Annotated in this window: 25 protein-coding genes; 15 read left to right on the top strand and 10 right to left on the bottom strand. The window is 70.9% G+C overall.

Annotated features, from left to right (window positions below; translation table 11 throughout):
• The first annotated feature begins 19 nt into the window (after window positions 1–19).
• Window positions 20–148: a hypothetical protein gene (locus AB0E78_RS08610; protein WP_361829698.1), complete on the top strand. Its 129-nt coding sequence runs from the start codon at window positions 20–22 to the stop codon at window positions 146–148.
• Window positions 149–196: 48 nt separating this feature from the next.
• Here the strand turns inward: AB0E78_RS08610 and AB0E78_RS08605 are convergent, their stop codons facing one another.
• The 3 genes from AB0E78_RS08605 to AB0E78_RS08595 all read right to left on the bottom strand — a co-directional run bounded on the left by AB0E78_RS08605 (window position 197) and on the right by AB0E78_RS08595 (window position 4,438).
• Window positions 197–1,603 (bottom strand): carboxyl transferase domain-containing protein, encoded by a 1,407-nt coding sequence (locus tag AB0E78_RS08605; protein ID WP_361829697.1) that lies wholly within the window; start codon window positions 1,601–1,603, stop codon window positions 197–199.
• Window positions 1,596–3,050: an acyl-CoA synthetase gene (locus AB0E78_RS08600; protein ID WP_361829696.1), complete on the bottom strand. Its 1,455-nt coding sequence runs from the start codon at window positions 3,048–3,050 to the stop codon at window positions 1,596–1,598. Before AB0E78_RS08600 ends, AB0E78_RS08605 begins: the two co-directional genes overlap by 8 nt.
• Window positions 3,051–3,148: 98 nt before the next feature.
• Window positions 3,149–4,438, bottom strand: a complete 1,290-nt coding sequence (locus AB0E78_RS08595; RefSeq protein WP_361829695.1) for an SLC13 family permease — start codon at window positions 4,436–4,438, stop codon at window positions 3,149–3,151.
• Window positions 4,439–4,713: 275 nt separating this feature from the next.
• On the opposite strand from AB0E78_RS08595, the gene AB0E78_RS08590 reads away from it, so the two are divergent.
• From AB0E78_RS08590 to AB0E78_RS08580, 3 genes are all read left to right on the top strand, one after another.
• The gene (locus AB0E78_RS08590) at window positions 4,714–5,463 is read left to right on the top strand and encodes an FCD domain-containing protein (RefSeq protein ID WP_361829693.1); all 750 of its coding nucleotides are present in this window, start codon (window positions 4,714–4,716) and stop codon (window positions 5,461–5,463) included.
• Window positions 5,464–5,613: 150 nt separating this feature from the next.
• Window positions 5,614–6,303, top strand: a complete 690-nt coding sequence (locus AB0E78_RS08585; RefSeq protein ID WP_361829692.1) for a triacylglycerol lipase — start codon at window positions 5,614–5,616, stop codon at window positions 6,301–6,303.
• Window positions 6,304–6,416: 113 nt separating this feature from the next.
• Complete coding sequence (locus AB0E78_RS08580) at window positions 6,417–7,706, top strand: DUF3533 domain-containing protein (RefSeq protein ID WP_361829690.1); 1,290 nt, start codon at window positions 6,417–6,419, stop codon at window positions 7,704–7,706.
• 1 nt (window position 7,707) lies between these two features.
• Here AB0E78_RS08580 and AB0E78_RS08575 read toward each other — a convergent pair whose 3' ends face one another.
• From AB0E78_RS08575 to AB0E78_RS08560, 4 genes are all read right to left on the bottom strand, one after another.
• A complete protein-coding gene (locus AB0E78_RS08575; protein ID WP_361829688.1) occupies window positions 7,708–8,754 on the bottom strand; it encodes a YncE family protein in 1,047 nt (348 codons plus the stop codon).
• A 105-nt stretch (window positions 8,755–8,859) separates the two neighbouring features.
• Entirely contained in the window at window positions 8,860–9,396 is a 537-nt protein-coding gene (locus AB0E78_RS08570) for an NUDIX hydrolase family protein (RefSeq protein WP_361829687.1), read from the bottom strand.
• A 186-nt stretch (window positions 9,397–9,582) separates the two neighbouring features.
• A complete protein-coding gene (locus AB0E78_RS08565) occupies window positions 9,583–11,421 on the bottom strand; it encodes an ABC transporter ATP-binding protein (protein ID WP_361829686.1) in 1,839 nt (612 codons plus the stop codon).
• On the bottom strand, window positions 11,418–13,112 hold the full coding sequence (locus AB0E78_RS08560) for an ABC transporter ATP-binding protein (protein WP_361829684.1): 1,695 nt from the start codon (window positions 13,110–13,112) through the stop codon (window positions 11,418–11,420). Before AB0E78_RS08560 ends, AB0E78_RS08565 begins: the two co-directional genes overlap by 4 nt.
• Before the next feature lie 147 nt (window positions 13,113–13,259).
• Here AB0E78_RS08560 and AB0E78_RS08555 point away from each other — a divergent pair, with 147 nt between their 5' ends.
• From AB0E78_RS08555 to AB0E78_RS08540, 4 genes are all read left to right on the top strand, one after another.
• Window positions 13,260–13,802 carry an FABP family protein gene (locus tag AB0E78_RS08555; protein ID WP_361829682.1) on the top strand — a complete coding sequence of 181 codons (543 nt, stop codon included), beginning with the start codon at window positions 13,260–13,262 and terminating at the stop codon, window positions 13,800–13,802.
• 150 nt (window positions 13,803–13,952) lie between these two features.
• Window positions 13,953–14,468 carry a lytic polysaccharide monooxygenase auxiliary activity family 9 protein gene (locus tag AB0E78_RS08550; protein WP_361829681.1) on the top strand — a complete coding sequence of 172 codons (516 nt, stop codon included), beginning with the start codon at window positions 13,953–13,955 and terminating at the stop codon, window positions 14,466–14,468.
• A 75-nt stretch (window positions 14,469–14,543) separates the two neighbouring features.
• On the top strand, window positions 14,544–15,623 hold the full coding sequence (locus AB0E78_RS08545; RefSeq protein ID WP_361829679.1) for a dihydrodipicolinate reductase: 1,080 nt from the start codon (window positions 14,544–14,546) through the stop codon (window positions 15,621–15,623).
• Window positions 15,624–15,628: 5 nt separating this feature from the next.
• Window positions 15,629–16,108, top strand: a complete 480-nt coding sequence (locus AB0E78_RS08540; protein ID WP_361830412.1) for a carboxymuconolactone decarboxylase family protein — start codon at window positions 15,629–15,631, stop codon at window positions 16,106–16,108.
• A 13-nt stretch (window positions 16,109–16,121) separates the two neighbouring features.
• On the opposite strand, the gene AB0E78_RS08535 is transcribed toward AB0E78_RS08540, so the two are convergent.
• On the bottom strand, window positions 16,122–17,765 hold the full coding sequence (locus tag AB0E78_RS08535; RefSeq protein WP_361829677.1) for a GMC oxidoreductase: 1,644 nt from the start codon (window positions 17,763–17,765) through the stop codon (window positions 16,122–16,124).
• Between the two features lie 109 nt (window positions 17,766–17,874).
• Complete coding sequence (locus tag AB0E78_RS08530) at window positions 17,875–18,714, bottom strand: polyphosphate kinase 2 family protein (RefSeq protein ID WP_361830411.1); 840 nt, start codon at window positions 18,712–18,714, stop codon at window positions 17,875–17,877.
• A 249-nt stretch (window positions 18,715–18,963) separates the two neighbouring features.
• On the opposite strand from AB0E78_RS08530, the gene AB0E78_RS08525 reads away from it, so the two are divergent.
• Both AB0E78_RS08525 and AB0E78_RS08520 read left to right on the top strand, forming a co-directional pair.
• Window positions 18,964–19,635, top strand: a complete 672-nt coding sequence (locus AB0E78_RS08525; RefSeq protein WP_361829675.1) for a helix-turn-helix domain-containing protein — start codon at window positions 18,964–18,966, stop codon at window positions 19,633–19,635.
• Window positions 19,632–20,897 carry an MFS transporter gene (locus AB0E78_RS08520; RefSeq protein WP_361829673.1) on the top strand — a complete coding sequence of 422 codons (1,266 nt, stop codon included), beginning with the start codon at window positions 19,632–19,634 and terminating at the stop codon, window positions 20,895–20,897. Before AB0E78_RS08525 ends, AB0E78_RS08520 begins: the two co-directional genes overlap by 4 nt.
• Before the next feature lie 13 nt (window positions 20,898–20,910).
• Here AB0E78_RS08520 and AB0E78_RS08515 read toward each other — a convergent pair whose 3' ends face one another.
• On the bottom strand, window positions 20,911–22,077 hold the full coding sequence (locus AB0E78_RS08515; protein WP_361829671.1) for an NAD(P)/FAD-dependent oxidoreductase: 1,167 nt from the start codon (window positions 22,075–22,077) through the stop codon (window positions 20,911–20,913).
• A 139-nt stretch (window positions 22,078–22,216) separates the two neighbouring features.
• Between AB0E78_RS08515 and AB0E78_RS08510 the strand changes: the two genes are divergently transcribed.
• The 5 genes from AB0E78_RS08510 (at window position 22,217) to AB0E78_RS08490 (ending at window position 26,813) form a co-directional block, all read left to right on the top strand.
• A complete protein-coding gene (locus AB0E78_RS08510; protein WP_361829669.1) occupies window positions 22,217–22,936 on the top strand; it encodes a TetR/AcrR family transcriptional regulator in 720 nt (239 codons plus the stop codon).
• Window positions 22,937–22,957: 21 nt separating this feature from the next.
• Window positions 22,958–23,548 carry a dihydrofolate reductase family protein gene (locus tag AB0E78_RS08505; protein WP_361829667.1) on the top strand — a complete coding sequence of 197 codons (591 nt, stop codon included), beginning with the start codon at window positions 22,958–22,960 and terminating at the stop codon, window positions 23,546–23,548.
• A 145-nt stretch (window positions 23,549–23,693) separates the two neighbouring features.
• A complete protein-coding gene (locus AB0E78_RS08500; protein WP_361829665.1) occupies window positions 23,694–25,001 on the top strand; it encodes an extracellular solute-binding protein in 1,308 nt (435 codons plus the stop codon).
• Window positions 24,998–25,990 (top strand): sugar ABC transporter permease, encoded by a 993-nt coding sequence (locus AB0E78_RS08495; RefSeq protein WP_361829663.1) that lies wholly within the window; start codon window positions 24,998–25,000, stop codon window positions 25,988–25,990. The genes AB0E78_RS08500 and AB0E78_RS08495 overlap by 4 nt, the downstream gene beginning before the upstream one ends.
• Window positions 25,991–26,000: 10 nt before the next feature.
• The gene (locus AB0E78_RS08490) at window positions 26,001–26,813 is read left to right on the top strand and encodes a carbohydrate ABC transporter permease (RefSeq protein ID WP_361829661.1); all 813 of its coding nucleotides are present in this window, start codon (window positions 26,001–26,003) and stop codon (window positions 26,811–26,813) included.

The raw sequence follows: 26,813 nt of genomic DNA, 5'->3' as shown, positions 1-26,813 counted from the left end.
GCGGACGGATGGTGCGGACATGACCAATGGCGAACGCCGGCGAAGCCACGGGACCCCGACGAGCCATCTGGGTGACCACCTGGGTCTGATCACCCAGTTCACCGAGCAGGCGCGGGTCGGCCTCGAGGTGGAGAACGACTCAAGGTGACGCGGGACGGCCCAGAAGGGGGTGGTGAGTGAGAGCGAGCGTGGACGATCAGGCGTGCTGAGCCGTCACCACACCGCGCGCCACACCAAGGTCCACCAGATCCTGTGGCCGCAGACGGAGCTGCTCCGCCGTCGACCGGGTCTCCGCGTGCCCTCGCTTGAGGATCGCGGCGGCCTGCTCCGGGGCGATCACCGAGAAGTAGCTGTCAGGCGTCGCCCAGAGGTTGTCCGGTGAGGCGAGCGCGAGCGCGCCGCCGGAGCCGCCCTCGCCGATGACCAGTGAGGTGACCGGAACCGGTGCGGTGGCGACGGCGGCGAACAGGTCGGCGATCGCCGCCCCCGCGCCCGCCCGTTCGGCCTCCGCCCCGTTCGCGGCCCCCGGGGTGTCGATGAGCGTCAGGACGGGAATGCCGAGCCGCCCCGCGAGCCGGACAAGACGGGCCGCGGTGCGGTAACCGGCAGGTGTCGTCGCCGTCCCGCACTGCGCCGCGTAGGCGACCGTCCGCCCCTCGCGGCGCCCGAACCCGCAGAGCATCCCCGGGTCCGTGCCCCCGCACCGATCGCCGCGCAGCGAGGCACGCTCCGTGAAGTAGGCGTCCAAATAGGCGCTGGCGCGCGGGCGTTCGGGGGAGCGGGCCCGGCTGACGGCCTCCCAGCCGGTGGCGGGCAGCTCCACGTGGCCGAGCGCGCCGGGAGGTGCGGGCGCGGCGGGCGTGGGCGCGTCGGCAGGAGGGTGGGCGGCACCGGTGGCGGTCAGCAGCCCGAGGCGCAACGCCAGCGCCTCGCGCAGCTCTTCGGGGCGTACGACGTCATCGATCGCACCCGCCGCCAGCTGGGCCTCAGCGGTGTACGCGGCAGGATCCGCGTCCGCCGGGCGCACCCGGGACCCGGCGAAGCCGACCTGGCTGCCGGGCAGGGCGAGGATCAGGTCGGCGCCGGCGCCCAGGGTGGCCCAGCCGCCGCCCGTGGTCGGATCGCGCAGGACGGCGATCCGAGGCAGGCCCGCGGCGCCGGTGAGCTCGGACTGCCTTGCCACACGCTGTAGTTGGACCAGGGCACGCATGCCCTCCTGCATCCGGCTGCCCCCCGTCGCGATCAGCGAGACGACGGGCAGCCGGTGCTCCCGGGCGTGGCGGTGTGCGGCCTCCAGGCGGTCCCCCGTGCGCTCGCCGAGGGAGCCGCCCAGGAAGCCGAACTCGAAGGAGGCGATCACCGCACGGGTGCCGCCGACGGTGGCGGTGCCGCAGACCACCGACTCCCGCTCGCCGGTGCGCTCCTCGGCGCGGGCGCGGGATTCCGCGTAACCCTGCCAGGCGAGCGGGCCATCGTGCCCCGCCTCGTACAACTCGGTTGATACGAGCGGTAGTTCGCGGAAGCTGTCCTGGTCGGCCACCGCGGTGATGGCCGCGCGGGCTGTCAGGCGGTCGGCCGGGCCGCCAGGCGTCGGCTCAGGCATGGAGGGACCGCTTCATGATCTTCCCCATGTCGTTGCGGGGGAGCTCCGCGAGATGGTGCACGACCCGAGGGCGCTTGTGCGGGGCGAGCTGGGCGGCCACATGATCCGCCAATTCGGCGTCCGTCGGGGGCTGTTCAGGGTACGCCGGAACGATCCACGCGACGATACGCTCCCCCAGGTCGTCGTCGGGCTCCCCGGTCACGGCGGCCTCCCGTACCCCCGGGTGTTCAAGGAGGGCGTTCTCGATCTCGCCCGCGCCGATCTTGTAGCCGCCGCTCTTGATGAGGTCGGTGGCCTTGCGGCCGACGATGCGCACATAGCCGTCGTCGTCGAGCACCGCCATGTCGCCGGTGCGGAACCAGCCGTCGGCGGTGAAGGCGGCGGCGGTGGCGTCGGGCCGGTTCAGATACTCGGTGAACAGATTCGGGCCGCGCACCTCGATCTCGCCGACCTCCCGCGAGTCCGCCGTCGGGGCGCCCGCCTCGTCCACGAGCCGCAGCTCCACACCGCCCAGCGGCACGCCGACGGTTCCGGCGCGCGGTTCGCCGTCGGCCCGCACGCTCGTGTTCATCAGGGTCTCCGTCATGCCGTACCGCTCGATCACCCGGCGCCCGGTGGCTGCCGCGATCCGCTCGTGGTCGTGCACGGGCAGCGCGGCGGACCCGGAGACCAGGATCCGTGCGCCGGACAGGGCCTTGGCGAGACCCGGGTCGGCGGGCAGCGCCTCCGCGATGCGGTGGTACATGGTGGGCACGCCGAACAACATCGTGGCTCCGTCCGCGAGTTCGTGCTTGACCCCCTCGATGGAGAACCGGCCCAGATGCCGTACCGAACCGCCCCGGCGCAGCGGACCGAGGATGCCGAGGATCAGCCCGTGCACATGGAACAGCGGAAGCCCGTGCACCAGCACGTCGTCGGACGTCCACTGCCAGGCGTCCTCCAGGGCGTCCAGGGTGGAGGCGAGGGCCCGGCGCGGCAGCACCGCGCCCTTGGGCGGGCCTGTGGTGCCCGAGGTGTAGACGATCAGGGCGGGGGACTCCGGGCCGGGCTCGGCGGGTGGTGCCGCCGGGGAGGCCGTGGCGCCGGTGAGGGTGACGTCCGTACGCTCCAACGCCCGCAGAGGCGCGGGGAGTTCGTCGCCCGGCGCGGCAAGGACCGCCGTCGGCGCACTGTCCGCGACGATGTGCCCCAGTTCACGCTCGCCGATCTTCGGGTTCAGCGGCACCACGGGCACCCCGGCGAGCAGCGCGGCCACCACGCCGACGGCGGTCTCCAGGGTCGGCGTGGCCCACAGCGCGACGCGGCGCGCCGAGCCGATCGAGGCGGCGAGGGAACCTGCCGCGGCGGCGAGTTCCGCGTACGTCAGCGCGCGTGCGCCGAAGCGCAGGGCGGGGAGGTCGGGGGCCGCGACGAGGGCCGGGAAGAGGGGCGGGTGGGGAGAGTTCACGCTGCGTATCTCCTTTGCGGTGGGCCGTGCGGTGGACCCGTGGCGGGGTCCGCGGTGTGTGCCGTGGACCGTGGTGGCACGTGTGGTGGTGGTTCGTCCTACCCGAATCCTGGCACCACGAGGACGAGCCACACCGCGGCGGGCACCACGGCCACCACGATCCCGCCGTACACCATCAGCTGCCGGAAGAACTGTTCCCGGTCGACGTCGGGGGCGGCGGCGAGCACCAGCGCGCCGTTGGTCGAGAAGGGGCTGACGTCCACGACGGTGGCGGAGACGGACAGCGCCGCGATCATGCCGACCGCGCCGATCTCGCCCTGGGCCAGGAACGGCACGGCGAGCGGGATGAGCGCGCCCATGATCCCGACGGAGGAGGCGAACGCGGAGACGATCGCCCCGATGTAGCAGAGCAGAAGGGCGGCGAGGAGCGGGACACCGATGCCGGAGACGCCTTCACCGGCCCACTTGATGGTGCCCATCTCCTCGAGCACGCCGACGTACGTCAGCACACCGCAGATCAGGAGCACGGTCGGCCAGGCGATCTCGCCGACGGCCTTGCGGCTGGAGTCGGGCCAGAACGCGCTCAGGAGCACGGCCAGCGTGATGGCGCTCAGACCGGCGTCGAGATCGAAGGCGAGGACGGCGACGACGAGGGCGACCAGGGCGGCGAGCGTCGCGATCTTGGCCGGATCGAGCCGTGAATTGTCTTCGTCGACGGCCGACTCGGCCTCCGTGGACCCGTCGCTTTCCCGCTCGCGCCCTCCTTTACCGGTGGTGTCGCGGCCACCCAGCTTCAGCCCGCCGAAGAGGACGAAGACGATCCCGGCGATGAGGAGATTGACGACGAGCGAGGCGAGGAAGAGCGCGACCTCGTTCCCCGGCAGCTTCTCGCGCTCCACGATGCCGTTGACGATCGAGCCGTAGATGCTGATCGGCGAGAAGCCGCCGCCCTGGGCCCCGTGCACCACCATGGCGCCCATCAGGAGCGGGCTGATCCCGTACCGGGCGGCGAAGCTCAGGGCGATCGGCGCGACGATCGCCACGGCGGCCGGACTGACCGCGCCGATCGCGGTGAGCGCCCCGGTGATCACGAACATCACCCAGGGGATCAGGGCTGTCCGCCCGCGCACCAGCCGGATGGACGCGTGCACCAGCCAGTCGGTGGTGCCGTTGGCGCGGGCGATCGCGAACAGATAGGTCACTCCGACCAGGACGACGAACAGGTCGCCGGGGAAGCCGGCGAAGATGCCGTCGGCGTCGAGGTCGGCGGCCAGCTCGCCCACCGCGAAGGCGGCGGCGAAGGCGAGTGCGCCCATGTTGATGGAGCGGGTGGTGGCGATCACGAAGACCACCACGAGTACGAGGATGGAGATGAGTTCGGCGGACATCGTGGGTTCCCGTCCCTGGGGCTGTCCTTGCGGGGCCGTGGTTCGGCCCTGAGCGGTCGAGCGGGCTCGCCCGTTGGCCCTGCGGTGGCCAAGTGGCTGAGCCAATTCGGCTGTTGGCGGAACTCAGCGTCGGGGTATCGGTTTCGGCCGTCAAGAGATCGGGCGCAAATTGGCTGAGCCAATTGGCCACTCGTCCACTGGGTCACCCGCTGTTAGGCTGCGGAACCATCGGCAGGGGGCCAGAATTCGGCACGGGGACCGAACCGGGGGTTGGGATGTCTGACGCGCTGCGCCCCATGGGCCGGACGAGACTGTACGAACAGGTGCTTGACCGGCTGCGCGCCTACGTCGGCGAGGGCGGCCTGCGCTCCGGCGACCGGCTGCCGCCCGAGCGTGAACTGGCCCAGCGCCTCGGCGTGTCCCGCGCCTCCGTCAAGCAGGCCATCGTCGTGCTCGAAGTGCAGGGCCTGGTCGAGGTGCGGCACGGCGGCGGCACCTATCTGGTCAAGGACAGCCTGGACGCCGAGCCCGTCGAGCGGCTGGTGGAGCGCAAGCGGCGGCTGCCCGACGTCCTGGAGGCGCGCGAGGCCCTGGAGACCAAACTCGCCGAACTGGCCGCCGAGCGGCGCACGGACGACGACGTACGGGCGATGCGGGACGCCCTCGGCACGATGGCCCGGGAGATCGAGGCGGGCGAGCACGGGGTCGAGGGCGACCGGCTCTTCCACGCCGCCGTCACGGCGGCCGCCCACAGCGCGCTGCTCGCCGAGTTCATGCGCTCCATCGCCGAGCAGATCACCGAGAGCCGCAACGAGTCGCTGCGCCAGGTGCGGCGCCCCGCCCGCTCCCTCGCCCAGCACCACGCGATCCTCGACGCGATCGAGGCCGGCCGGGGCCGGGCGGCGGCCGCCGCGATGCGCCGCCATGTACGGACGGTCGCGAAGGTGCGGCTCCTCGACTGGAACCCGGAGGCCGAGGCGGGCGGCCCGGATCATGCACCGGATCACGCGCCGGATCACCCCTAGCCCTGATACCCGCGGTAACTTCCCTGCCGCACAGGGCTGTTCATTCGTCGGCCCAGACCTCACCATTCTCGGCACCGCTCAGGTGGCACGCGTCCCGCGTCGGCCCGACGCGGTGAACGTGGTGAAGTCCGCCGGACCGAGGGGGAACCCGTGCTGCGCCGAATGTCCGTTCCGCTCACCGTCGCGGCCGCCGCCGCCCTGCTGATGCCGCTGACCCCGGCCCAGGCGGACACGGCCCCGAGGGCCGCCCGTACTCCGGTGATCTTCGTCCATGGCTACAACGCCGACCCGGGAGTGTGGGGCTCCCTGAGGGACGACTTCAAGGCGTCCGGGTACACGGACGCGGAGCTGTTCTCCTGGGGGTACGACACCAGCAAATCGGTGAACGAGGTGCTCTCCGGCCGGTTCGCCGCGTACGTCGAACAGGTGCGCGCGCAGTCGGGCGCCGCCAAGGTGGACATCGTCGCCCACTCCTTCGGGAGCCTCGTCACCCGCTGGTACGTGAAACACGGCGGCGGCACCGGGAAGGTCGCCCACTGGGCCTCCCTGGCCGGCCCCAACCACGGCACCGCCACGGCCTGGGCCTGCGCCGCCTGGTCGCAGGCCTGCCGTGACATGACGCCGGGTTCGTACGTCCAGGACGGGCTCGCGGAGGGCGACGAGACGCCGGGAGACGTCGCCTACGCGACCTGGTGGTCCCACTGCGACGAAGTCATCAACCCGGACAAGAGCGTGCTCCTCGACGGAGCGACGAACAACGCGGCCGGATGCCTGAAACACAACGACCTGCTGGGGGATGACGGAGTGTCACAGGGGGTGCGGAACTTCATCGGCGGCTAGCCCCCGGTTCCGCGCGAGGCCAGGGCGGACCAGGCGAACCCATTCGCCTGGTTCTTCGCTCCAGGACGTGTTGTTCGCTTCCGGTGCCGTACGCGGCACCGAAGGTGGGCACCATGGACGACGACAGCGCTCCCCGTCACCCCGGCACCGAGGCCCGCGCCTCCGCACTCCTGCGCCGCCCCAAGCTGTGGCTGGTGCCCACCGTCTTGACCGGGCTGCTCGCCCTGCTGCTGTCCCTGCTCTACATGGGCGGCATCATCAGCCCCAACCGCGACCTGCGCGACCTGCCCCTCGCCATCGTCAACGCCGACCGCGGGGAGCCCCCGGCCGGACAGAAGCAGAACCTGGGGACGCAGGTCACCCGGGCCGTCCTGGACGACACGTCCACGGGCAAGGCCGACTGGCGGCCGCTCACCCGGGCCCAGGCACAGGACGAGCTGGACTCCGGCAAGATCTACGGGGCCCTGCTCATCCCCGCGGACTTCACCGACTCCGTCGCCGCGCTCACCACCCCGAGTGCGACGGACCGGCCGACGATGACGGTGCTGACCAACCCCGGCATGGGCAGCCTCGGTTCCTCCCTGGCCAGCAAGATCGCCACCGCGGCCGCCCAGCAGTCGTCGCAGGCGATCGGCGAGCAGCTCAAGTCGGCGGGCGCCGACAAGAAGGCCGGGTCCACCGCGGGCCTGCTGCTCGCCGACCCCGTCGGCATCACCACCGAGGTCGGCCACCCCATCGGCGACAACAGCGGCCTCGGCCTGAGCGCGTTCTACTACACCCTGCTGCTCGTCCTGGCCGGATTCCTCGGCGCCAACCTCATCAGCATGGGCGTCGACACCGCCCTCGGCTACGCCGACAGTGAGATCGGCCCCTGGCACACCCGCCGCCCGACCGTGCCCATCAGCCGTACCCAGACGCTGCTCCTGAAGATGGCCATGACCGCGGGCATCACGGTCCTGACCACCAGCCTGATCATGTTGGCGACCATCGCGATCCTGGGGATGGACGCCACCCACCTGCCGTTGCTGTGGGTCTTCTCGTACTGCGCGAGCCTCGCGGTCGGCCTGGGGGTCCAGGCCATCAACGCCGCCTTCGGCGGGATCGGTCAGCTGGTGTCCATGTTCGTGTTCATCGTCCTGGGCCTGCCGTCCTCCGGGGCCACCATCCCGCTGGAGGCGGTCCCCGGCTTCTACCGCTTCCTCGGCATCTTCGAACCCATGCGCCAGCTCAGCGGGGGCGTCCGCTCCATCCTCTTCTTCGACGCCCGCGCCGACGCCGGACTCGCCCGCGCCTGGATCATGATCACGGTCGGGGTGGCCCTCGCCGCCGCCTTCGGGTTCGCGATGACCCGGTACTACGACCGCAAGGGGCTGCACCGGATGACGCCCCAGCCCTCGCCCTGAATCAGCGGCGGACGCGGAAGCGGGTCATCAGGTCGTCGCCCGCGGGGCCCGATGCCGACTTGTCGACGACGTACGCGGTGCCTTCGGCGACGTGGACGTGGTTGGGCAGGGAGGGGGTGGCCACGGTCTTCACGACGGCTCCCTTGCGCGGGTCGACGACCGTCACGGTGGCCGAGAGGCGGTTGACGGCCAGCACGTGGCCCGAACGGTGGTCGACGGCCACGGACTTGGTGCCTCCGCCGGATGCCACGGACCGGGTGACGGCGCCCTTGCGGAGGTCGACGACCGAGACGGTGCCCGAGGTCTGGTCGCCGGTGTAGGCGGTGCGGCCGTTCTTGGAGAGCGCCACCGAGAGCGGGCCGTCGCCGGCCGGTATGAGCCGCGGGCTTCCGGTGCCCCGGGAGACCTCGATGATCCGGTCGCCGGTGTGGTCGGCCGCGTACACGGACCCGGTCCGCTCGTTCACGGCGAGGCCGGTCGGACCGGCGCCGGGGACGGTGACGCGCCGCTTCTCCTCGAAGGTGCCGGAGTCGAAGGCGACGAGCGTGCCGTCGCCGAAGGCGCTGGCCCACACCAGGTCACGCCGCTCGTCGACGACGATCTCCCGGGAGTGGTGCACGCCGGGCAGGGTGGCGAGGTGTCTGCCGGTGCGCTGGCTGTAGACGGAGACGGAGTTGTCACGGGTGTTCGTCGTCCAGAGGGTGTTGTGCTCGTCGTCCACGGCGATGCCGTAGACGGACTGGACGGCGCCGGTGGCCGCATCGGCGGCCGGCGCGTACGACTTCTCCACCCGCAGCGTGTCCGGGTCGACCTTCAGCAGCCTGGATTCCGTCACGGGCGCGGGCGGCCGGCCCACCGAAGAGGCGACCCAGAGCGCGTCGTTCCGGTCCGAGTACGCGGACTGGTAGAGGCCCGGCGCGATCGGCGTGGAGGCGGCGGGCGAGCCGGTGGCGGCGCCCGCGGACCCGGTCGAGGCCAGGGCGCCGCCCGCGGCGAGCGACACAGCTATCGCGGTGGTACGGCGGGCCCGGCGGATGGTTGAGCTCATGCTGCGTCGATCTCCTTGGCAGATGCGCCTCCGGAGGAAGGCACTCGCCGATCAACTTAGCCGAGCCTTACCTAATTCGTCACCGGGCCCCTCGCCGGACACCGCTCAGGACAGGCAACCCGCGTGCGCCAGGGCCTGCTTGAGGAGGACGCCGTGACCGCCCGGCATCTCGTTCTGGACCACCGCCGACAAGGCTTCCTCCGGACTGAACCAGGCCAGGTTGAGCGCGTCCTGCCGGGGGCGGCAGTCACCGGCGACCGGGACGATGTAGGCGAGGGACACCGCGTGCTGGCGGGGGTCGTGGAACGGCGTGACGCCGAGCGTCGGGAAGTACTCGGCGACGGTGAAGGGCTGCAGGGAGGCCGGGACGCGGGGGAGTGCCGCCGGGCCGAGGTCCTTCTCCAGGTGGCGCAGGAGGGCGTCCCGCACCCGCTCGTGGTGCAGGACCCGGCCGGAGACGAGGGAGCGGCTGACCGCCCCGTCCCGCCCCATTCCCAACAGGAGCCCGATGCTGGTGACTTCGCCGTTGTCGTCGACGCGCACCGGCACGGCCTCGACGTACAGGATCGGCATGCGTGCACGGGCCTGTCCGAGCTCGTCGGAGGTCAGCCAGCCGGGCGTGGTTTCGGTCGTGTCAGACATCGGCTGATCATACGTTCACTGGCTCCCGGCGTGCTGCTCCACCTTGGTCGCGGTGTCGCCGTCGACGGCCTGCGTGAGCTGCGGCACCGGGCGGTCCAGCACGTACGGAAGGCTCAGGACCGACGGGGGTCCTGGCTGCCGAAGGCGAAGATTCCCTCGTACGGAGTGGCCATCACGGCACTGGACTTACCGAGCGCGGGGCTCTTCTGGGTGCGTGGGGACTTCGGTCGTCGCGGTACGGGTGCCGGACCACGCCTCCCACAGGGAGGCGTAGGGCCCGGAGCCCGCGCGCAGTTCGTCGTGGGTGCCGCTCTCCACGATGCGGCCGCCCTCCATGACGACGATCCGGTCCGCGGTCGCGGCCTGGGTGAGGCGGTGCGCGACGACCAGCGCGGTGCGTCCCTCGACCGCACGGCCCGCGGCCTTCTCCAGGAGACGCGCGCCGGTGCTGCCCGCCTCGGCCGTCGCCTCGTCGAGCACGGCCACCGGCGGATCGGCCAGGATCAGCCGGGCCAGGGCGAGTTGCTGCACCTGGGCGGAGGTGAGGCGGTGGCCGCCGTCGCCCACGACGGTGTCCAGTCCTTCGGGCAGCGCTTCGGCCCAGTCCAGGGCGTCCACCGCGGTCAGCGCGGAGCGCAGCTCGTCGTCCGTGGCCCCGGCGTGCGCGAGGCGCAGGTCGTCCGCCAGCGGCCCGGCGAAGATGTGTGTCTCCTGGGTGACCAGGGCCACCGGGAGGCCGTTGCCCCGGGCTGGGGTTCCGGTCAGGTGCACCGAGCCCGACGTCGCCCTGTGCACCCCCGCGATGAGCTTGGCGAGGGTGGTCTTGCCCGCGCCACTGGGGCCGACCAGGGCCACCCGTTCCCCGGCCCGGAGCGTCAGGTCCACGTTCTGCAGGACGGGTTGTCCGGGTACGTACTCGTGGTCGATGCCGAGCACGGTGACGGTACCGTCCGGTTCGGCGGTCTTGCCGAGGGGCGCGTCACACGGCGCCGCGGGTGCGGTCGGCTCGGGGGTCTTCTCGTCGGCGACCCCGACGAGACGGGCGAGCGAGGCGGTCGCCGACTGGGCGTCGTCGAGGAGTACGAGCGCGGAGTTGACCGGCGCGAACAGGCTGTGGAAGTAGAGCGCGGCGGCGGTCGCGGTGCCGATGGACACGGAGTCCGAGCGGACCAGGAGGAACCCGGCGACGAGGACCGCGGCGAGGCCGGTGTACTCGGCGACGTGCAGCCGGTTGTAGAAGTCCAGGACGAGCCGGATGCCGCGCATCTTCAGCGCGACCGCGGCCGACGAGCGCCGGGTCACCCGCGCGGTGTGCTCCTCCTCGATGCGGAAGGCCCGCACCGTGCCCGCGCCGGCGATGGTGTCGAGCAGTTGCTGCTGCTGGGCCCCGGTGGCGATGCGCTGCTGGGCGTAGAGGGGGACGGCGTGGCGGACGTACCAGCGGGCCGTGGACGCCTGGACGGGCACCGCGAGGAGGGCCGCGACCAGGAAGCGCCAGTCGAGCGCCGCCATCGCTACGAGCGTCAGCAGGATGGCCAGCAGGGATCGGGCGAGTTCGGGCAGGGCGCTGCGCACCGCCTCACCCACGACCGAGACGTCCCGGGTCACGCGGGCGGTGAGGTCGCCGGCACCGGCCTTCTCCACCTGCTCCAGCGGCAGCCGCAGGGCTTTCTCCACGAACCGCTCACGCAGGTGCGCGAGCACGGTCTCGCCGAGCCGGGAGACGAGCGTCAGGCCGAGCGAGGTGGTCCCGCCGTGCACGACGGCGACCATGACGAGCAGGACGACCGGCAGCGTGAGGTCGCCGGGCGGGCGCTGGTCGGCCACCAGGTCCACGATGCGGCCGAGCAGCGGCTGCACGAGGAGTCCCACGGCGGTCGCCGCGATCAGCACGGCGAAGCCACCCGCCGCGAGGCCGCGGTGCGGGCGCACCAGTTCGCGGACCGCGGCACGGGTGCGGGGCGCGCTGGCGGTGGGGAGCAGCTCACGGGTGTCCGTGTGCTGCTCGGTCAGGGTCTCGTTCATGCCAGCACCGCCGTGCGATAGGCCTCATGACGTTGGATCAGCTCTGCGTGCGGGGCCGTGTCGGTGACCCGTCCTTCGTTCAGGAGCACCACCCGGTCGGTGACCGAGAGCAGCGCGGGGCTGGTGGTCACCAGGACCGTGGTGCGGCCCTTGCGGATCTCGCGGACACCGGCCGCGATGCCGGCCTCGGTCACGGCGTCGACCGCGGTGGTCGGATCGTGCACCACGAGGACGGGAGGTTCGGCGGCCAGCGCCCGTGCGAGGGCGACACGTTGGCGCTGCCCGCCCGAGAGCGAACGGCCGCGCTCGCCGACCGGCGTGTGCTCGCCGTCCGGCAGGGTCCGGGCGACCTGGGTGACTCCGGCGGCCGCCATCGCCTGCTCCGGGTCGGTGGCGTCGGACGCGGCGGCCGTGACGTTGTCACGGACGGTGCCTTCGAAGAGGTCCGCGTCGTGCTCGGCGACGAGCATCGCCGTGCGCAGTTCGGCCGGGTCGAGGTCCCGCAGGGGGATGCCGTCCAGTTCCACGGTGCCGGTCTCCGGGTCGGTCCGCCGGGCCAGGCAGCGCAGCAGGTCGTTGGCGTGCGCCGGGTCAGTGGCGACCACGCCGAGCAGCTCGCCGGGCGCGATGTCCAGGTCCACTCCGCGCAGCCCGCCGTGCCGTACGCCGTCGAGCCGTACCGCCCCGCGCACCGGGAAGGGCAGGCTCCGGTCCCCGGCGGTGACCACGGGCGCGGTGGCGACGACCTCCGCGATCCGGGTGGCCGACGCCCGGCCCTGGGCGAACTCGGCGTTGACCCAGGCGAGCACCTCCAGGGGGCCGAGCAGGAAGAGCGCGAGCCCGACCGCCGACACCAGCTCGCCCAGGCTGATGCTGCCCTGGGCGGCGAGCCTGCCTCCGACGAGTGCGACGGCGGCGATCAGACACCCGGTCAGGGTCAGCACCATGCCGCTCTGGAAGGCCTGCGCACGCGCCGCCTTCAGGGTGGCGCCGAGGGAGTCGCGGCTGGTGGTGCGGTAGCGGGCGATGGCCGCCGACTCGCCGCCGATGCCCTTGAGGATCCGCAGGCCGGTGACCAGGTCGGCGGCGACGGCCGACGCGTGCGCCGCCCGCTCCTGCTCGGCCTCGCTGCGGCTTTCGAGGGGCTTGCTCAGAAGATGCCCGAGCCAGAGCAGTACCGGCGTGCCGAGCAGGACGACCAGGCCCAGCGTCAGCGACATGCGCAGCAGGACGACCGCGCAGGTGAGGATGCCGGTCAGCGCCGAGATCCCGGACACCAGGGCCATGTTCACGGAGCCGACCCGCTTGGCGTCCTCGGTCGCGATGTTGGCGAGGGCGCCGGGCAGCCTGCCGTCCTCGGCGCCGCCGCCGGGATCGAGGATGCGTCGTACGAGGGAGATGCGCAGGGTGTGCTCGGCGCGGGCGGCGGACCGCTCACCGGCCATGGCGCCGAAGCGGAAGCTCAGCGCGAGCGCCACATAGCCGACGGCGAGCACGCCGAGACACAGGAGCAGGGCGCCGGTGTCGGAGTCGGTGACGGCCTGGTCGATCGCGACGCCGATCAGGACGGGCACCAGCGCCTCGCCTATCTGGTGCCCGGAACCCAGCACCGAGCCGACGGCGACATCGCGCCGCTGGCCCCGTATCGACTCTCTCAGGACGTCCCGCCCCGACGGACTTGAAGTACTCACCCGCCACCTCTCCAGGGCCGGACAGCAAAAACCTAGGTGAGGCTACCCTAAGTTGGTTCTCCGTGGTGTCGGCCCATCGGCCGTCACTTGCCCCCTGGGCCCTAGGCTTCCTCCTGGCATCGGCCCCTATCCCCTGGAGCGCACACCGTGTTCGACCCCGCACCGGAGCACCCGTACCCCGACGGCCACCGGCCGGACGAGGCGCCGGCACCGCACGCGCTGCTCGCGCCCGTGCTCGGTCTGCTGGGTACCTGGCACGGCCGCGGGCAGGGCGAGTACCCCACCCTCGAAGCGGACTTCGCGTACGCCCAGGAGGTCACCTTCAGCCACGACGGCCGCCCCTTCCTGCGCTATGAGGCACGGGCCTGGCTCCTCGACGCCGACGGCGCGCCGCTGCGGCCGTCCGCGCGGGAGAGCGGCTGGTGGCGGCTGCAGCCCGACGGTCGGGTGGAGGCGCTGATCACCCAGCCCACCGGCATCGCGGAGATCGCGGTGGGCCGGGCGGCCGGTGACTCGGTCGACCTCTCCACCAGCGAGGTGGCCCGCACTCCCACCGCCAAGGAGGTCAAGGCCACCCGCCGCCGCTACACGCTCACCGAGGACGGCCACCTCACGTTCGTCCACGACCTCGAAGCGGTGGGTCAGCCCCTGCAGCACCACCTGTCGGCAGAGCTGCGGCGCACGGCGTAGCGGGAGCGGGCCCCGCTGCCCGTACCTGGCGCGAAAACGGCCTTGACCGAGGCCCGCCGAAGTCTATGGTCTGGACTAATCAACCCTCACGAACACCTGGCACCAGCACTTCACGCACACCCCCACAACACCGCCGTGAAGGAGTAACGCATGCACAGGAAGAGGAAGTTGGCCGCCATGATCGGTGCGGGCCTCGCACCGGTACTCGCCCTCACCCTGCCGACCGGTTCGGCCAGCGCGCACGGATACGTCAACGCCCCCGCCAGCCGGCAGGCGCAGTGCGCATCCGGCACGGTCTCGTGCGGTGAGATCAAGTGGGAGCCGCAGAGCGTCGAGGGGCCCAAGGGCCTGCGCAGCTGCAATGGCGGCAACGCCCGGTTCGCCGACCTGAACGACGACAGCAAGGGGTGGAAGGTCAGCAACGTGAGCAGGACGCAGACCTTCACCTGGACCTTCACCGCACGGCACCGCACCGCGAACTACGAGTACTTCGTCGACGGCACGAAGGTCGCCACGATCGACGGCGGCAACCAGCAGCCGCCCGCCACCGTCTCGCACCAGGTCAACCTCGGCAGCGCCACCGGCAGGCACAAGGTGCTCGCGGTCTGGAACATAGGCGACACCTCGAACGCCTTCTACGCGTGCATCGACGTCAACATCCGCTAGAGCGCGTGCTCTTGCTGGAAATCTCTCCGGTCATGGCCCTATGAACTGATACGTCCTCTGGTTACCCTCCGCCGCATGATTTCCACGGTTGTCTGGGGTACCGGAAATGTCGGCCGCGCGGCCATACGTGCCGTCGAGGCGCACCCGGCGCTGAGGCTCGCGGCCGTGCTCGTCCACAGTCCCGACAAGGTCGGCCGCGACGCGGCCGACCTCGCCGGTCTCCAGGGGCAGTTGGGCGTCACGGCGACCGATGACATCGACGCGGTCCTCGCTGCCTCTCCCCAGGCCGTGGTCTACGCGGCCTCCGGCGACATCCGCCCCGACGAGGCACTCGAGGACGTCGGCCGGGCGATCCGGGCCGGAGCCGTCGTCGTCACGCCCGCGCTGTACGCGCTCTACGACCACCGCAGCGCCCCGCCCGAGCTGCGCGACCCGATCCTGGCCGCCGTCGCGGACGGCGGCGGCTCGCTCTTCGTGTCCGGCGTCGACCCCGGCTGGGGCAACGACGTACTGCCGCTCCTGGTCAGCGGACTCGGCAGCACCGTCGACGGGATCCGCTGCCAGGAGATCTTCGACTACTCCACGTACGACCAGGAGGATTCCGTACGCCACCTGATCGGCATGGGGCATCCGATGGACTACGAGCCCCTGATGCTCGCCGAGACCGTCCCGACCATGGTGTGGGGCGGTCAGATCCGGCTGATGGCCAGGGCGCTGGGTGTCGAACTCGAAGACATCCGCGAGACGTTGGAGCGGCGCGCGCTCGACACCACGGTGACCACCCGGACCATGGGCGACTTCGAGGCGGGCACCCAGGGCGCGGTGCGGTTCGAGGTGCAGGGCATCGTCGGCGGCGAACCCCGCATCGTCATCGAGCACGTCACCCGTATCCACCCGTCCTGCGCACCGGACTGGCCGACGCCGCCCGACGGCGCGGGCGCACACCGGGTGATCATCGAGGGGCGTCCGCGCATCGAGGTCACGGTCGAGGCCACCGACGAGGGCGAGAACCGCTCGGCGGGCGGCAACGCCACGGCGGTGGGCCGGCTGGTCGGCGCCATCGACTGGCTCGTGGCGGCGGACCCCGGACTGTACGACGCGCTCGACGTCCCGCTGCGCCCCGCGACCGGCAAGCTCGGAAGGAGCAAGCAATGAGCTCGATGCACATAGACATTCCCGAGGGGCAGGAGCCCATCGGGTACGTGTGGGGCGACATGGTCCCCGGGATCGGCCCGGCGGCGGCGAACTTCTCGCTGTCGGTGTACGAGCACACGACTCTGGGACTGCGGGAGTTCGAGGCCGCGCGGCTGCGGATCGCGCAGATCAACGGGTGCCTGTTCTGCCTCGACTGGCGGACCGAACGCGAGGGCCAGAAGGTCGAGGAGGAGTTCGCCGAAGCGGTCACCCAGTGGCGCACCACCGACGCCTTCGACGACCGGACACGCCTGGCCGCCGAGTACGCCGAGCGGTACGCCCTGGACCACCATGGCCTCGACGAGGAGTTCTGGGCGCGGATGACCGCGTCGTACAGCCAGCGCGAGATCGTGGAGCTGAGTATGAGCATCGGCTCCTGGCTGGCGTTCGGCCGGCTCAACCACGTGCTCGGCCTCGACGCGGTGTGCGTGCTCCCCGGGCACTGAGTGAGGGGCACGGCTACAGATCAGTGGCGATGATCTTCTCGATGTTGCGTTCGGCGAGCGCCGTGATGGTGACGAACGGGTTGACGCTCGTGTTGCCGGGGATCAGCGAGCCGTCGATGACGTACAGGCCCGGATGGCCGTGCAGACGGCCGTAGTTGTCGGTCGCCTTGTTCAGGACGGCGCCGCCGAGCGGGTGGTAGGTGAGGTGGTCGCCCCAGATCTTGTACGTGCCGAACAGATCGGTGCGGTAGATCGTCCCCTCCTTCGAGTTGATCTTGTCGAAGATGGTCTTGGCGGCGTCGATGGACGGCTGCTTCCAGGCCGTCTGCCAGTTCAGCTCCGCCTTGCCCGCCGCGGCGTTCCAGGAGAACGAGGCGCGGTTCGGGTTCTTGGTGATCGACAGGTAGAACGACGCGTAGGTCTCGATACCGGTGGGCAGGGGCGCCACTTCGGCGAACGCGCCACCGGCCGCCCAGTTGTCGATGCCGCCGGTGGGGATGGACGACTGGACCTTGCCGGTCGCGTCCCACAGGTGATTGGCGCGCCCGCACATGACGTTTCCGTTGTCGCCCCACCCCTTGCCGATCTCTCCGTTCAGGTGGGGCAGAGCGCCGGTGGCCTTCAGTTTGACGAGCAGTTTGCTGGTGCCGACGCTGCCCGCGGCGAAGAACACCCGGTCGGCGGTGACGGACTTGGTGGCGGTGGTGTCGCCGGTGGTGTTGAGCTGCTCGATGACGACGGTGTAGCCGCCACCGGACGCGGGGGACACCGTGGTGACCCTGTGCAGCGGTGAGATGGTGACCTTTCCGGTCGCGGTGGCCTTGGCGATGTACGTCTTCTGGAGCGACTTCTTACCGTAGTTGTTGCCATAGAGGATCTCGCCGGCCACAGCCGACTTGGGGACCGTTCCGGCCGCCTCCTGTTTCATGTAGTCCCAGTCGTAGACGCCGGGCACGAAGACGAACGGGAACCCGGAGCGCTGGGCGTGCTTGCGGCCGACCCGGGAGTACTGGTAGCAGTCGACGCTGTCGAACCACGCGGGGTCGATGGTGCTGACGCCGAGACCGGCGTTGGCGCGCGGGTAGTAGGTGGAGTACATCTCGTCTGCGTTGACCGACGGGAGGATGGCGCCGAAGTTCTCGCGCTTGGGCGTGACGGCCATGCCGCCGTTGACGAGTGAGCCGCCGCCGACGCCGCGGCCCTGGTAGACGATGATCCCGCCCATCTCCTCGGCGTCGAGGATCCCGGTGTAGCGGGGGATGGTCTTGTCGATCGGGAAGCCGAGGAAGTTGCTGAGGGGCTGTTTGGTCTTGGTCCGCAGCCAGTAGGAACGGCCGTCGGGCGAGGTCGTGTGGGCGAAGATCTTGCCGTCGGCGCCGGGGGTGTCCCAGGCCATGCCCATCTCGATCATGTGGACGTCGACGCCCGCCTGGGCGAGACGCAGGGCGGCGACGGAGCCGCCGTACCCGGTGCCGATCACCAGTACGGGGACGTGGGCTCCGTCGCCGATGGGTCCGGCCGCGGCTGCGGCGTTCGCCTGGGCAGCGGGGGCGAGACTCGCGAGGGTCGCGACGCCAAGAATAGAACTGGTTCCAGCTATGAATCTTCGGCGTGAAACGCCTCCGGAACCGTTAGAACGCGTGGTGGTGCCACTCATATGATGTTCCTCACTCTCGTAGGAATGGGAACGAGTTCTACTGCTACTGGCGCACTAAGTCACTGCATACCTAGAAGTAACTTCTGCCCGATCTTGTCAGGAGTGATCTTTAATGTCCGATCTTGTGACGGCTTGACGTGAGCTGGTTCCGCGCCACGCCGACGTCGAAGTCCGCCTTCGGGTACTGCGGATCCAGGGCGCTCAGGTGCTCCAGGAGCAGCCTGCTGATCGCCCAGTTGCGGTACCACTTGCGGTCCGCCGGGATGAGGAACCAGGGGGCGTGCGCCGTCGAGCAGCGCTCGAGCGCGATCTCGTACGCCTCCTGATAGGCGGGCCACAGGGCGCGCTCCGCGATGTCGCCCGGGTTGAACTTCCAGTGCTTGTCCGGGTTGTCGAGGCGTTCGAGCAGGCGACGGCGCTGCTGTTCGTACGAGATGTGCAGGAAGCACTTGATGATGGTGACGCCGTCGTCGGCGAGGCTCTGCTCGAAGTGGTTGATCCGGCCGTAGCGGCGGCCGAGGTCGCTGGGCGGCACCAGTTCGCGGACGCGGGCGATCAGGACGTCCTCGTAGTGCGAGCGGTCGAAGATGCCGATCTCGCCGGCCACGGGGAGCGCCTGCGTGATGCGCCAGAGGAAAGGGTGGCTCAACTCCTCGGGGGTGGGCGCCTTGAAGGCCTTGATGCGGCAGCCGGAGGGGTTGAACAGGCCGATGACGTGCTTGACTGTGCCGCCCTTGCCGCTGGTGTCCATGCCCTGCAGCACGAGGAGGACGCGGCGGCGGTCGCCCGCGGTGCTCGCCGCGTACAGCCGCTCCTGGAGGTCGGTGAGCCGTTCGCCCATCCGGGCGGTGGCGAGAACACCGGCGGCCTTGTCCGCGGGGCCCGCGGGCGTCGCGTCGGCCGCGTACGAGGCGAGGTTGACGCGCTCGCCCTCGGGGATGCGGAGCACCTCCCGGAGCGGGGCGGCGGGCTCGCGGGTCTTTTTGCCGCCACCCTTGGTGCCCTTCGCGTTCTTGGCGCCCTTCGCGTCCTTGCCCCGCTTCTTCCGGTCCTTCTTGTCCTTGGCCACTGGGCGGCCCCTTCCTCCGGTGTCCCTCGATCGTGGGCCCGGGGGCGAGGGCCCGCCGGTCGGCCCCGGGGGCGGGGAGCGGCGCGTGACAGCCTTGTAAAGGAATCTTTCTAAAGATAGCTTTACATCATGGAGGAAACCCCGGAGAGCCCCACGCCCACCGAGCGCAGCATTCAGCTCACCGACCCCCGCGCCCTGCGGGCCTACGCCCACCCCACGCGCATGGCCCTGGTCGGTCTGCTGCGGCGGAGCGGCCCGTTCACGGCCACCCGTGCCGCCGAGCTGACCGGCGAGTCCGTGGCCAGCTGCTCGTACCACCTGCGGATACTGGCGAAGTACGGGCTCGTCGAGGAGGCCCCCGGCGGCCGGGGGCGCGAGAAGCCGTGGCGGGCGACCGCCCGGTTCACCGACTGGCCCGGTCACAGCGAGGACCCGGCCGTCGCCGAAGCGTCGGACGCGCTGTCCGCCGCGGTCGCCCGGCGGTACTTCGAACGGGCCGTCCGGGCCATGGAGCAACGCCACACGCTGCCTCGGGCCTGGCGCGAGGCAGAGCAGTTCAGCGACTCGCTGCTGCATCTCACCCCCGAGGAGCTGACCGGCATCGGCGAGCGCATCAACGCGCTGCTGCAGCCCTACGAGGACCGGGGGAGCGATCCGGACCGACGTCCCGACGGTGCGATTCCCGTCAGCGTGGTGCGGCTCGCCTTCGTCGACCGGGAGATTCCCGGTGAAGTCCCGGACGGGGACGGGGAGATGAACGCGGAGACGGAGAGGGCGACGGACAGGGAGGCCGAGGCGTGAGGAAGGTGCGGGAGCGCATACCCGCCCTGTTACGGGAGCGGAGCTTCCGGCGCTACTGGACCGGGCAGACCATCTCGCTCATCGGCGGCGAGATCTCCCTGATCGCCATCCCGCTCGCCGCCGTCCTCGTCCTGGGCGCCGACGCCGCCGAGATGGGCTGGCTCAAGACGGCCGAACTGCTGCCCGCGCTCTTCCTCAACCTCCCCCTTGGCGCCTGGGCCGACCGGCAGGCCCGGCGGCGGCGCGCCATGATCGCCGCCGATCTGGCCCGCGCGGCCCTGCTCGTGACGCTCCCGGTCGCGTATCTGCTCGATGCCCTCACGCTCGGGCAGCTCTACGCGACGGCGTTCGCGATCGGCGCGCTGACCGTGCTCTTCGACGCCTGCAACAACACCCTGTTCGTGGCGCTGGTGTCGAGCGAGCGCTATGTGCAGGCCAACTCCCTGGTCAGCGGCAGCCGTTCGATGTCCTGGCTGGCCGGGCCCGGAGCCGGCGGGCTCCTCGTGCAGTTCCTCACCGCGCCCTTCGCTCTGCTCGCCGACGCCTTCACCTATCTCGTCTCGGCCCGCTTCCTCGCGCGTATCGACCCCGTGGAACCCGTGCCCGAACCCGTCGGCAAGGGGCACTTCACGGCGGGTCTGCGGTGGGTGGTCAAGGAGCCGTCGATGCGGGCACTCTTCGCGTGGTCCGGGACCATCCAGTTCTTCAACTACATGTTCCACACGCTCTTCGTGCTGTACGTGACGGTGGAACTCGGCCTGAGTGCGGGCGTTCTCGGCGCCATCCTGAGCGCGGGAGCCGTCGGCGGTCTGATCGGCGCCGCGAGCAGCGGCAGGATCGTGCGCCGCTTCGGCATCGGCCCCTCGATCCTCTGCGGCTCCGTGGGGTTCACCCTGCCCCTGGTGCTCGTACCGCTCGCCGATGGCCCGCTGCCGCTGGTCGTCGCCACGCTCTTCGCCGCCGAATTCCTCAGCTGCGTGGGCGTGATGGTCATCGACATCGCCGCCGGGTCACTCCAGATGGTGCTGATCCCGCAGACCATCCGCTCACGGGTCATGGGCGCCTACCGCACCCTGAACCACGGTTTCCGCCCCCTGGGCGCCCTGCTCGGCGGCGCACTCGGCACGGCCATCGGTCTGCGCCCCACCCTCTGGATCGGCACCGCCGGAGCGGTCCTCGCGGTGCTGTGGCTCCTGCCGTCGCCCGTACCCGGCACCCGGGAACTGCCCGAGCCCGCCGAACAGGACGCCGTAGCAGCCTAGTTGAGCCGCCCCGTTAGTGCGTGGGGGTGGCGTGGGCGCTCATCCTGCCGAAGAACTCGACCAACCCCCGGGGGGAGTCGTCGGCGAAGCACAGGTCGAGCCCGCGGGCGGACTTCCGGGCGGCGTCCGCGGCGCGCGGGAACATCGCCGTCTCGTACTGGTGGAGCGCGCTCTCGACGTCGGTACCGTGCTCGATCAGCGCGAGGGCCAGCTCACAGGCGTCGTACATCGCGGCGTTCGCGCCCTCACCGGCGAACGGCGACATCAGGTGGGCGGCGTCGCCAACCAGCGTCACGCCAGGGACGCGCGGCCACGCATGGCCGACGGGCAGGGCGTGGACCCGGCGCGCCGTGATCTCGTCGTCGCAGTGGCGGATCAGATCGGTCAGCGCCGGGGTCCAGTCGGCGAACTCCGCCAGCAGGCAGGCGCGGACGGCGGCCACGTCCGACCAGTCGACGCCACGCGTCTCGATCCAGTCCTCGGGCGTCCGCAGCATGGCCCCCAAGTGCAGGTCGCGGCCTCCGTGTCCGCCGATGTTCTTGTTGTCCGACAGGGCGAACAGGCTCCCGGTGCCGACCAGGGCGGCCGAGGCGGGCACCCTGGCCGGGGCATCGGTGACGCGGAAGTCGACGTAGCTGATCCCGGCGTACTCCGGTGCGGCGTCCGAGACGAGGGGGCGGACCCGCGACCAGGCGCCGTCGGCCCCGATCAGCAGATCGGCGCTCCCGCGCGAGCCGTCGGCGAAGACGAGCTCGAACCGGCCGTCGTCCAGACGGCGGGCCCGGCTGAGCTTGTGGTCCCAGACGACCCGTCCCGGGTGCAGTGAATCGAGCAGCAGGGCGCGCAGTTCCGTCCGGTCGATCTCGGGCCGTCCGCCCTCACCCGAACCGTCGTCGGCGGCCTGGTCGATGAAGACGGTGCCCGCCTTGTCCATCACCCGCATCGCCTCCGCCTGCGGCCGGGTGAGCCGGCGGAACCGCTCGTACAGTCCCGCCGCGCGCAGGGCCGCTTGGCCGGACTCGACGTGCAGGTCGAGCAGGCCGCCCTGTCTCCGCGCGTCGGCGGTGGCGTCGAGTTCGTAGACGGTGCTTGCCACGCCGTGCTCCTGGAGGATGCGGGCCAGCACGAGACCACTGAGGCCGCCGCCCACGATGGCGATGTCCACGGTGGATGAAGCCAAGGAGGAAGCCAAGGGGGAGGAAGAGGGCATGTCGATACCTCGGAAGTCGTCGGCGGCGAGACGTGTACAGCGTACGTGACTGGACGCGTACACCGTAAGCGTCCCGTAGGATGCACGCAATCACGCAAGGAGCGCCGCTGTGACCGACGAACCGCCGCCCGTCATCTGGGCCCGTCTCTCCGGTCAGGGGCGGGGGCCCGCGCGCACCCTCGACCACACGGCCATCACCGCGGCCGCGATCGCCCTGGCCGACGAGGACGGCGTCGACGCGGTCTCGATGCGCAAGGTCGCGGGGCGGATGGACCACAGCCCGATGTCGCTCTACCGGCACGTCGGCAACAAGGACGACCTGACCGAGCTGATGTACGACGCGGTCCTCGGCGAGCTGGACCTGACCGGGATGCCGTCCGGGGACTGGCGGGCCGACATCGCCCGGCTGGCCCGGGAGATGCGCCGGCTGCACCACGCCCACCCGTGGATCACCCGCTTCGGGCACCGGCCGACCCTGGGGCCCAACGCCCGCCAGTTCCTCGAGACCGGTCTGGCCTGCGTGGACGGCATCGGTCTCGACATGGACGGAATGATGGATGTGATGTCCACGGCCCTGCAGTTCACCCGGGGTTTTGTCGGGCAGGAACTGGGAGAGGTCGAAGCGCAGCGGCGCACCGGCCTGGACCTGGCGGGCTACCAGCGCCGGGTCGGACCGTTCCTCACCCAGTTGCTGGAGGGGGGGCAGCTGCCGTACCTGCGGCGGCTCGTCGTCGAGGCCGAGGACCACCCCGATCCGGACGTGGTGTTCGAGCGGCGCCTGTCGAGGGTGCTCGACGGGCTCGCGGCCGGAATCGACCGCCAGGGCTGACGGCGGGGATATTCTCGCGCGATGCGACCCCTGCGGTACTCCATCAACATCACCCTGGACGGGTGCTGCGATCATCGCGCGATTCCCGCGAGCGAGGAACTGCACCGGCACGCGGCTGCGATCCTCGCCCGCGCCGACGCCCTCCTCTTTGGCCGGGTGACGTACGAGATGATGGAAGCGGCGTGGCGCCCGGCTCGCACGGGAGGGGGCCCCGACGGGCCGGCGGACCGGATGGACCCCTTCGCCCGGACCATCGACGCCGCGAAGAAGTACGTGGTGTCGAGTTCCCTGGGCGCGGTCGACTGGAACGCGGAGCTCGTGCGCGGGGACCTGCGGGAGGCCGTTCAACGGCTCAAGCAGGAACCGGGCGAGGGGTTGTACGTGGGAGGCGTGCGGCTTCCGCTCGCGTTGGCGGAGCTGGGGCTGATCGACGAGTACGAGTTCGTGGTGCATCCCAGGCTGGCGGGCCACGGACCCACCTTGTTCGCGGGTCTCTCGCAGTACGTCGACCTGGCGCTCGTGGACCGGCTGGAGCTCGGCTCGGGGGCGGTGGCGATGCGGTACGTGCCGCGGAGCCAGCGCGGGGGCCGTGCCGTGCCGCGGCGGGGCTGATCGAACTGCCCGGCCGGAGCGCCCAGTTGAGCCGGTCACGCCTTGCCGCTGCGCGAACCATTGACATCCCACCCCGGCGTAGGGAAGCTCCATCACGCCCGTGTTAACGCTAACACCGGGCAGAGACACACCTGGGGAGCCGCCCATGTCAGGTAGTCGTCACCGCCTTCATCCGGTACCAGGTGCTCCGCTCGACCGTCGTGCCCTCCTCGCCGCGGCCGCCGCCGGGGCGCTCGCCACGGCCTGTGCGACCGCGAGCGGGCAGCCTCCCGGCAAGGTCGCCGTGCTCGGTGACAGTGCCGCCTGGGAGAAGCCGATGGCCGAGGCGGGGGCGGCGATGAAGGCGACGGCGGGGCTGCAGCTGGTTCCCGAGGTGAATCCCTCCCTCGAGTCGTTCGAGCAGGTCGTCAAGTCCTCGCTGCGCACCAACAAGACACCGGACATGCTCAAGTACTGGTCGGGCTACCGGCTCCAGGACCTCGCCCGCACCGGCGGCATCGTCGACCTGACCCGGCAGTGGGACCGTGCCGTCGGCAGAGGCTGGGTCGACGCCTCCTTACGGGACGCGTTCACCTATCGGGGGCGGGTCTACGGACTGCCCATGAACCTCGCGTACTGGGTGTTCTTCTACAACATCGAGGTGTTCGAGGAACATCGACTCCAAGTACCCGGCACCTGGAACGAGTTCCTCGCGGCCTGTGAGCGGCTCAAGAAGAACGGGATCACCCCGCTGCACGGCTCGGCGGCCGACCGCTGGCCCGCCTTCATCTGGTTCCAGGAGATGCTCAGCCGCCAAGACCCGAAGTTCTACGACGACTTGATGAACGGCCGCGCCCGGTACACCGACCCGCGGGCCGAACGCGCCCTGCGCACCCTGGAGTCCTTCTTCGACAAGGACTGGTTCACCTCCATGGACATGAGCCACGCCGATGCCGCCGCGGCCGTCGTCCACGGCAAGGTCGGAATGGTGCCCTGCGGCACCTGGCTCGGCTCGACCCTGGTCGGAGCGGGCGGAAAACCCGGGAAGAACCTCGGCGCCTTCGTGCTGCCCATGGCCGACCCGAAGGCCCGCCCCTGCGTCATCTTCGAGTCCAGTGCCCTCGTCTCCACCGTGAAGGGCCCGGACCGCGACGAGGCGTTGAAGGCGGCGGGCAACTGGCTGCGGCCCGCCGTGATGAAGGCCTTCTCGCACAGCCTCCAGGACGGCTGCCCCAATCCCGGGGTGGAGCCCGCGAACCCGGTGATCGCGGGCCTCGCGAAGAAGGTGCGCGGCGACAAGCTCTGGCTGCTCAACCGGTTCTGGGAGCAGGGCCCGCCCGAACTGGTCGAGGCGACCGTCGACGACCTGGCCGGTTTCCTGCTGAACCCGTCCTCCTACCGCACGGTGCTGCGGACCATGCAGGACCGCGCGGACGAGGCATGGCAGGTATGGCGGGAGGCGGAGGAGACATGACCGAGATCGTGAGCCCCGCCCCCGCCCCGGCCCCGCGTGCCGCGAAGCCCGTAGGCGTCCGGCGCCGCGTCCCGATCCGCACCCCGCACCGGGCGGTCCGCGGCAACGGCAGGCTCGGCGGTCCGCTCGCCGCACTGCCGTGGGCCCTGCCCGCCTTCGCGTTCGTCGGCGTACTCCTCGTCTATCCCTTCTTCCGCAGCGTCTACGACAGCTTCTTCGAGGACAACGGCTTCACCAGCACCTTCACCGGCTTCGACAACTACGCGCGGCTCGCCGATGACCCGATCTTCGGGCGGTCCCTGCTGAACACCCTGATGTGGGTGGCAGGCACCCTGCTCCTGCCCGTCCTCGCCGGACTGCTCATCGCCGTGGCCACGCACCGGATGCGGTTCGGCGGCATCGCCCAGCTGGTGATCGTGCTGCCGTATGCCATCTCCGCCGCCGCCACGGCGGTCCTGTGGAACTTCATGCTGACCTCCGACGGCGCGGTCAATCAGGTGCTGCGCGGGATCGGACTCGACTCGTGGGCGCAGACCTGGCTCCTGGAGTGGCCGCAGAACACCCTCTCGATGATCGTCGCCAGTACGTGGCAGGCCACCGGGCTCAATGTCGTCCTCTTCGCGATCGGGCTGCGCGCCATTCCCCAGGACACCGTCGAGGCGGCGCAGTTGGACGGCGCGAGCGGCTGGCGGATGTTCCGGTACATCACGCTGCCCCAGCTGCGCGCCGTGACGGTCGTCGTGGTCGGGATGGCGATCGTGAACAGCCTCAAGGCGTTCGACATGATCTGGATCCTCACCAAGGGCGGCCCGTCCCGCTCCTCCGAGACCCTCGCCCTGAGCATGTACCGCGAGGCGTTCCGGCTCTTCCACGTCGGCTACGGATCGGCGATCGCCCTCGTCCTCTCAGTGATCGTCGTCGCCTCCTCCTGGATGTACCTGCGCCGCCAGATGCCCGAGGCCGACTCCCACGCCACCACCAAGGCCTGAGGAGGCTCTCATGGGTCGCACCGTGCGCCATCTCTTCATCGCCGGATGCGTGCTGCTCTGGCTGATCCCGCTGTATCTCCTCGTGGTCAACGCGCTGACGCCCGCCGCCGAGTACACGGGCAAGCCCGACTGGACCGTCCAGGGCTTCGACCTCGCCGAGAACCTCAAGACCGCATGGAACGTGGCGGGCATCGGCGACAGCTTCCAGGCCTCGCTGCTCTACGCCGTCGTGTGCGGCCTGGCCGCGGTGCTCGTCGCGGCCATGGCCGCGTTCGCCGTCGTGGTCCTGCCCGTCCCCAGGCCCGCGTTCTGGTTCTGGCTGATCTACTCCGGCACGCTCTTCCCGCTGCAGATGTTCCTCGCACCGCTCTTCGGGCTCTACGCCGACGCCAATCTCTACGACACCAGGCTAGGACTCATGCTGATCTACTCGGCGTGGGCCGTACCCTTCGCCTTCTTCCTGATCCGCAATCAAATGACCACGATGCCGCCAGAGTTGACCGAGGCGGCGCTCATCGACGGCGCCTCCTTCCGGCGGATCTTCTGGCGCATCCACGTACCGCTGATGAAGGCGGGGCTCGGCGCGGCCTTCATCTTCCAGTTCACCGCCGTCTGGAACGACCTTCTCCTGGGCATCACGCTCAGCCGCAGCCCCGACGTGCAGCCGGTGATGGCGGCCCTGACCACCCTCAACAACGCCTACTCCTCGACAGGACCGCCCGTCATCCTGGCCGGCGCGCTGATCGTCTCCCTGCCCACGCTCCTCCTCTTCCTGGTGTTCCGCGGCCTGTTCCTGCGCGGCGTCACCGCATCCGCCCGCTGA

Origin of the sequence: Streptomyces sp. NPDC032198 (genome assembly GCF_040636975.1) — a bacterium.
GTDB lineage: Bacteria > Actinomycetota > Actinomycetes > Streptomycetales > Streptomycetaceae > Streptomyces.
The sequence above is the reverse complement of the archived record's forward strand: the minus strand, read 5'-3'. Positions and strand labels throughout refer to the sequence as shown.

Excerpts from the sequence above, each read along its gene's own strand:
- AB0E78_RS08610 (WP_361829698.1), top strand. The coding sequence starts at position 20 with ATGACCAATGGCGAACGCCGGCGAAGCCACGGGACCCCGACGAGCCAT.
- AB0E78_RS08605 (WP_361829697.1), bottom strand. The coding sequence starts at position 1,603 with ATGCCTGAGCCGACGCCTGGCGGCCCGGCCGACCGCCTGACAGCCCGC.
- AB0E78_RS08595 (WP_361829695.1), bottom strand. The coding sequence starts at position 4,438 with ATGTCCGCCGAACTCATCTCCATCCTCGTACTCGTGGTGGTCTTCGTG.
- AB0E78_RS08590 (WP_361829693.1), top strand. The coding sequence starts at position 4,714 with ATGTCTGACGCGCTGCGCCCCATGGGCCGGACGAGACTGTACGAACAG.
- AB0E78_RS08580 (WP_361829690.1), top strand. The coding sequence starts at position 6,417 with ATGGACGACGACAGCGCTCCCCGTCACCCCGGCACCGAGGCCCGCGCC.
- AB0E78_RS08575 (WP_361829688.1), bottom strand. The coding sequence starts at position 8,754 with ATGAGCTCAACCATCCGCCGGGCCCGCCGTACCACCGCGATAGCTGTG.
- AB0E78_RS08570 (WP_361829687.1), bottom strand. The coding sequence starts at position 9,396 with ATGTCTGACACGACCGAAACCACGCCCGGCTGGCTGACCTCCGACGAG.
- AB0E78_RS08565 (WP_361829686.1), bottom strand. The coding sequence starts at position 11,421 with ATGAACGAGACCCTGACCGAGCAGCACACGGACACCCGTGAGCTGCTC.
- AB0E78_RS08550 (WP_361829681.1), top strand. The coding sequence starts at position 13,953 with ATGCACAGGAAGAGGAAGTTGGCCGCCATGATCGGTGCGGGCCTCGCA.
- AB0E78_RS08545 (WP_361829679.1), top strand. The coding sequence starts at position 14,544 with ATGATTTCCACGGTTGTCTGGGGTACCGGAAATGTCGGCCGCGCGGCC.
- AB0E78_RS08540 (WP_361830412.1), top strand. The coding sequence starts at position 15,629 with ATGCACATAGACATTCCCGAGGGGCAGGAGCCCATCGGGTACGTGTGG.
- AB0E78_RS08535 (WP_361829677.1), bottom strand. The coding sequence starts at position 17,765 with ATGAGTGGCACCACCACGCGTTCTAACGGTTCCGGAGGCGTTTCACGC.
- AB0E78_RS08525 (WP_361829675.1), top strand. The coding sequence starts at position 18,964 with ATGGAGGAAACCCCGGAGAGCCCCACGCCCACCGAGCGCAGCATTCAG.
- AB0E78_RS08505 (WP_361829667.1), top strand. The coding sequence starts at position 22,958 with ATGCGACCCCTGCGGTACTCCATCAACATCACCCTGGACGGGTGCTGC.
- AB0E78_RS08500 (WP_361829665.1), top strand. The coding sequence starts at position 23,694 with ATGTCAGGTAGTCGTCACCGCCTTCATCCGGTACCAGGTGCTCCGCTC.
- AB0E78_RS08495 (WP_361829663.1), top strand. The coding sequence starts at position 24,998 with ATGACCGAGATCGTGAGCCCCGCCCCCGCCCCGGCCCCGCGTGCCGCG.
- AB0E78_RS08490 (WP_361829661.1), top strand. The coding sequence starts at position 26,001 with ATGGGTCGCACCGTGCGCCATCTCTTCATCGCCGGATGCGTGCTGCTC.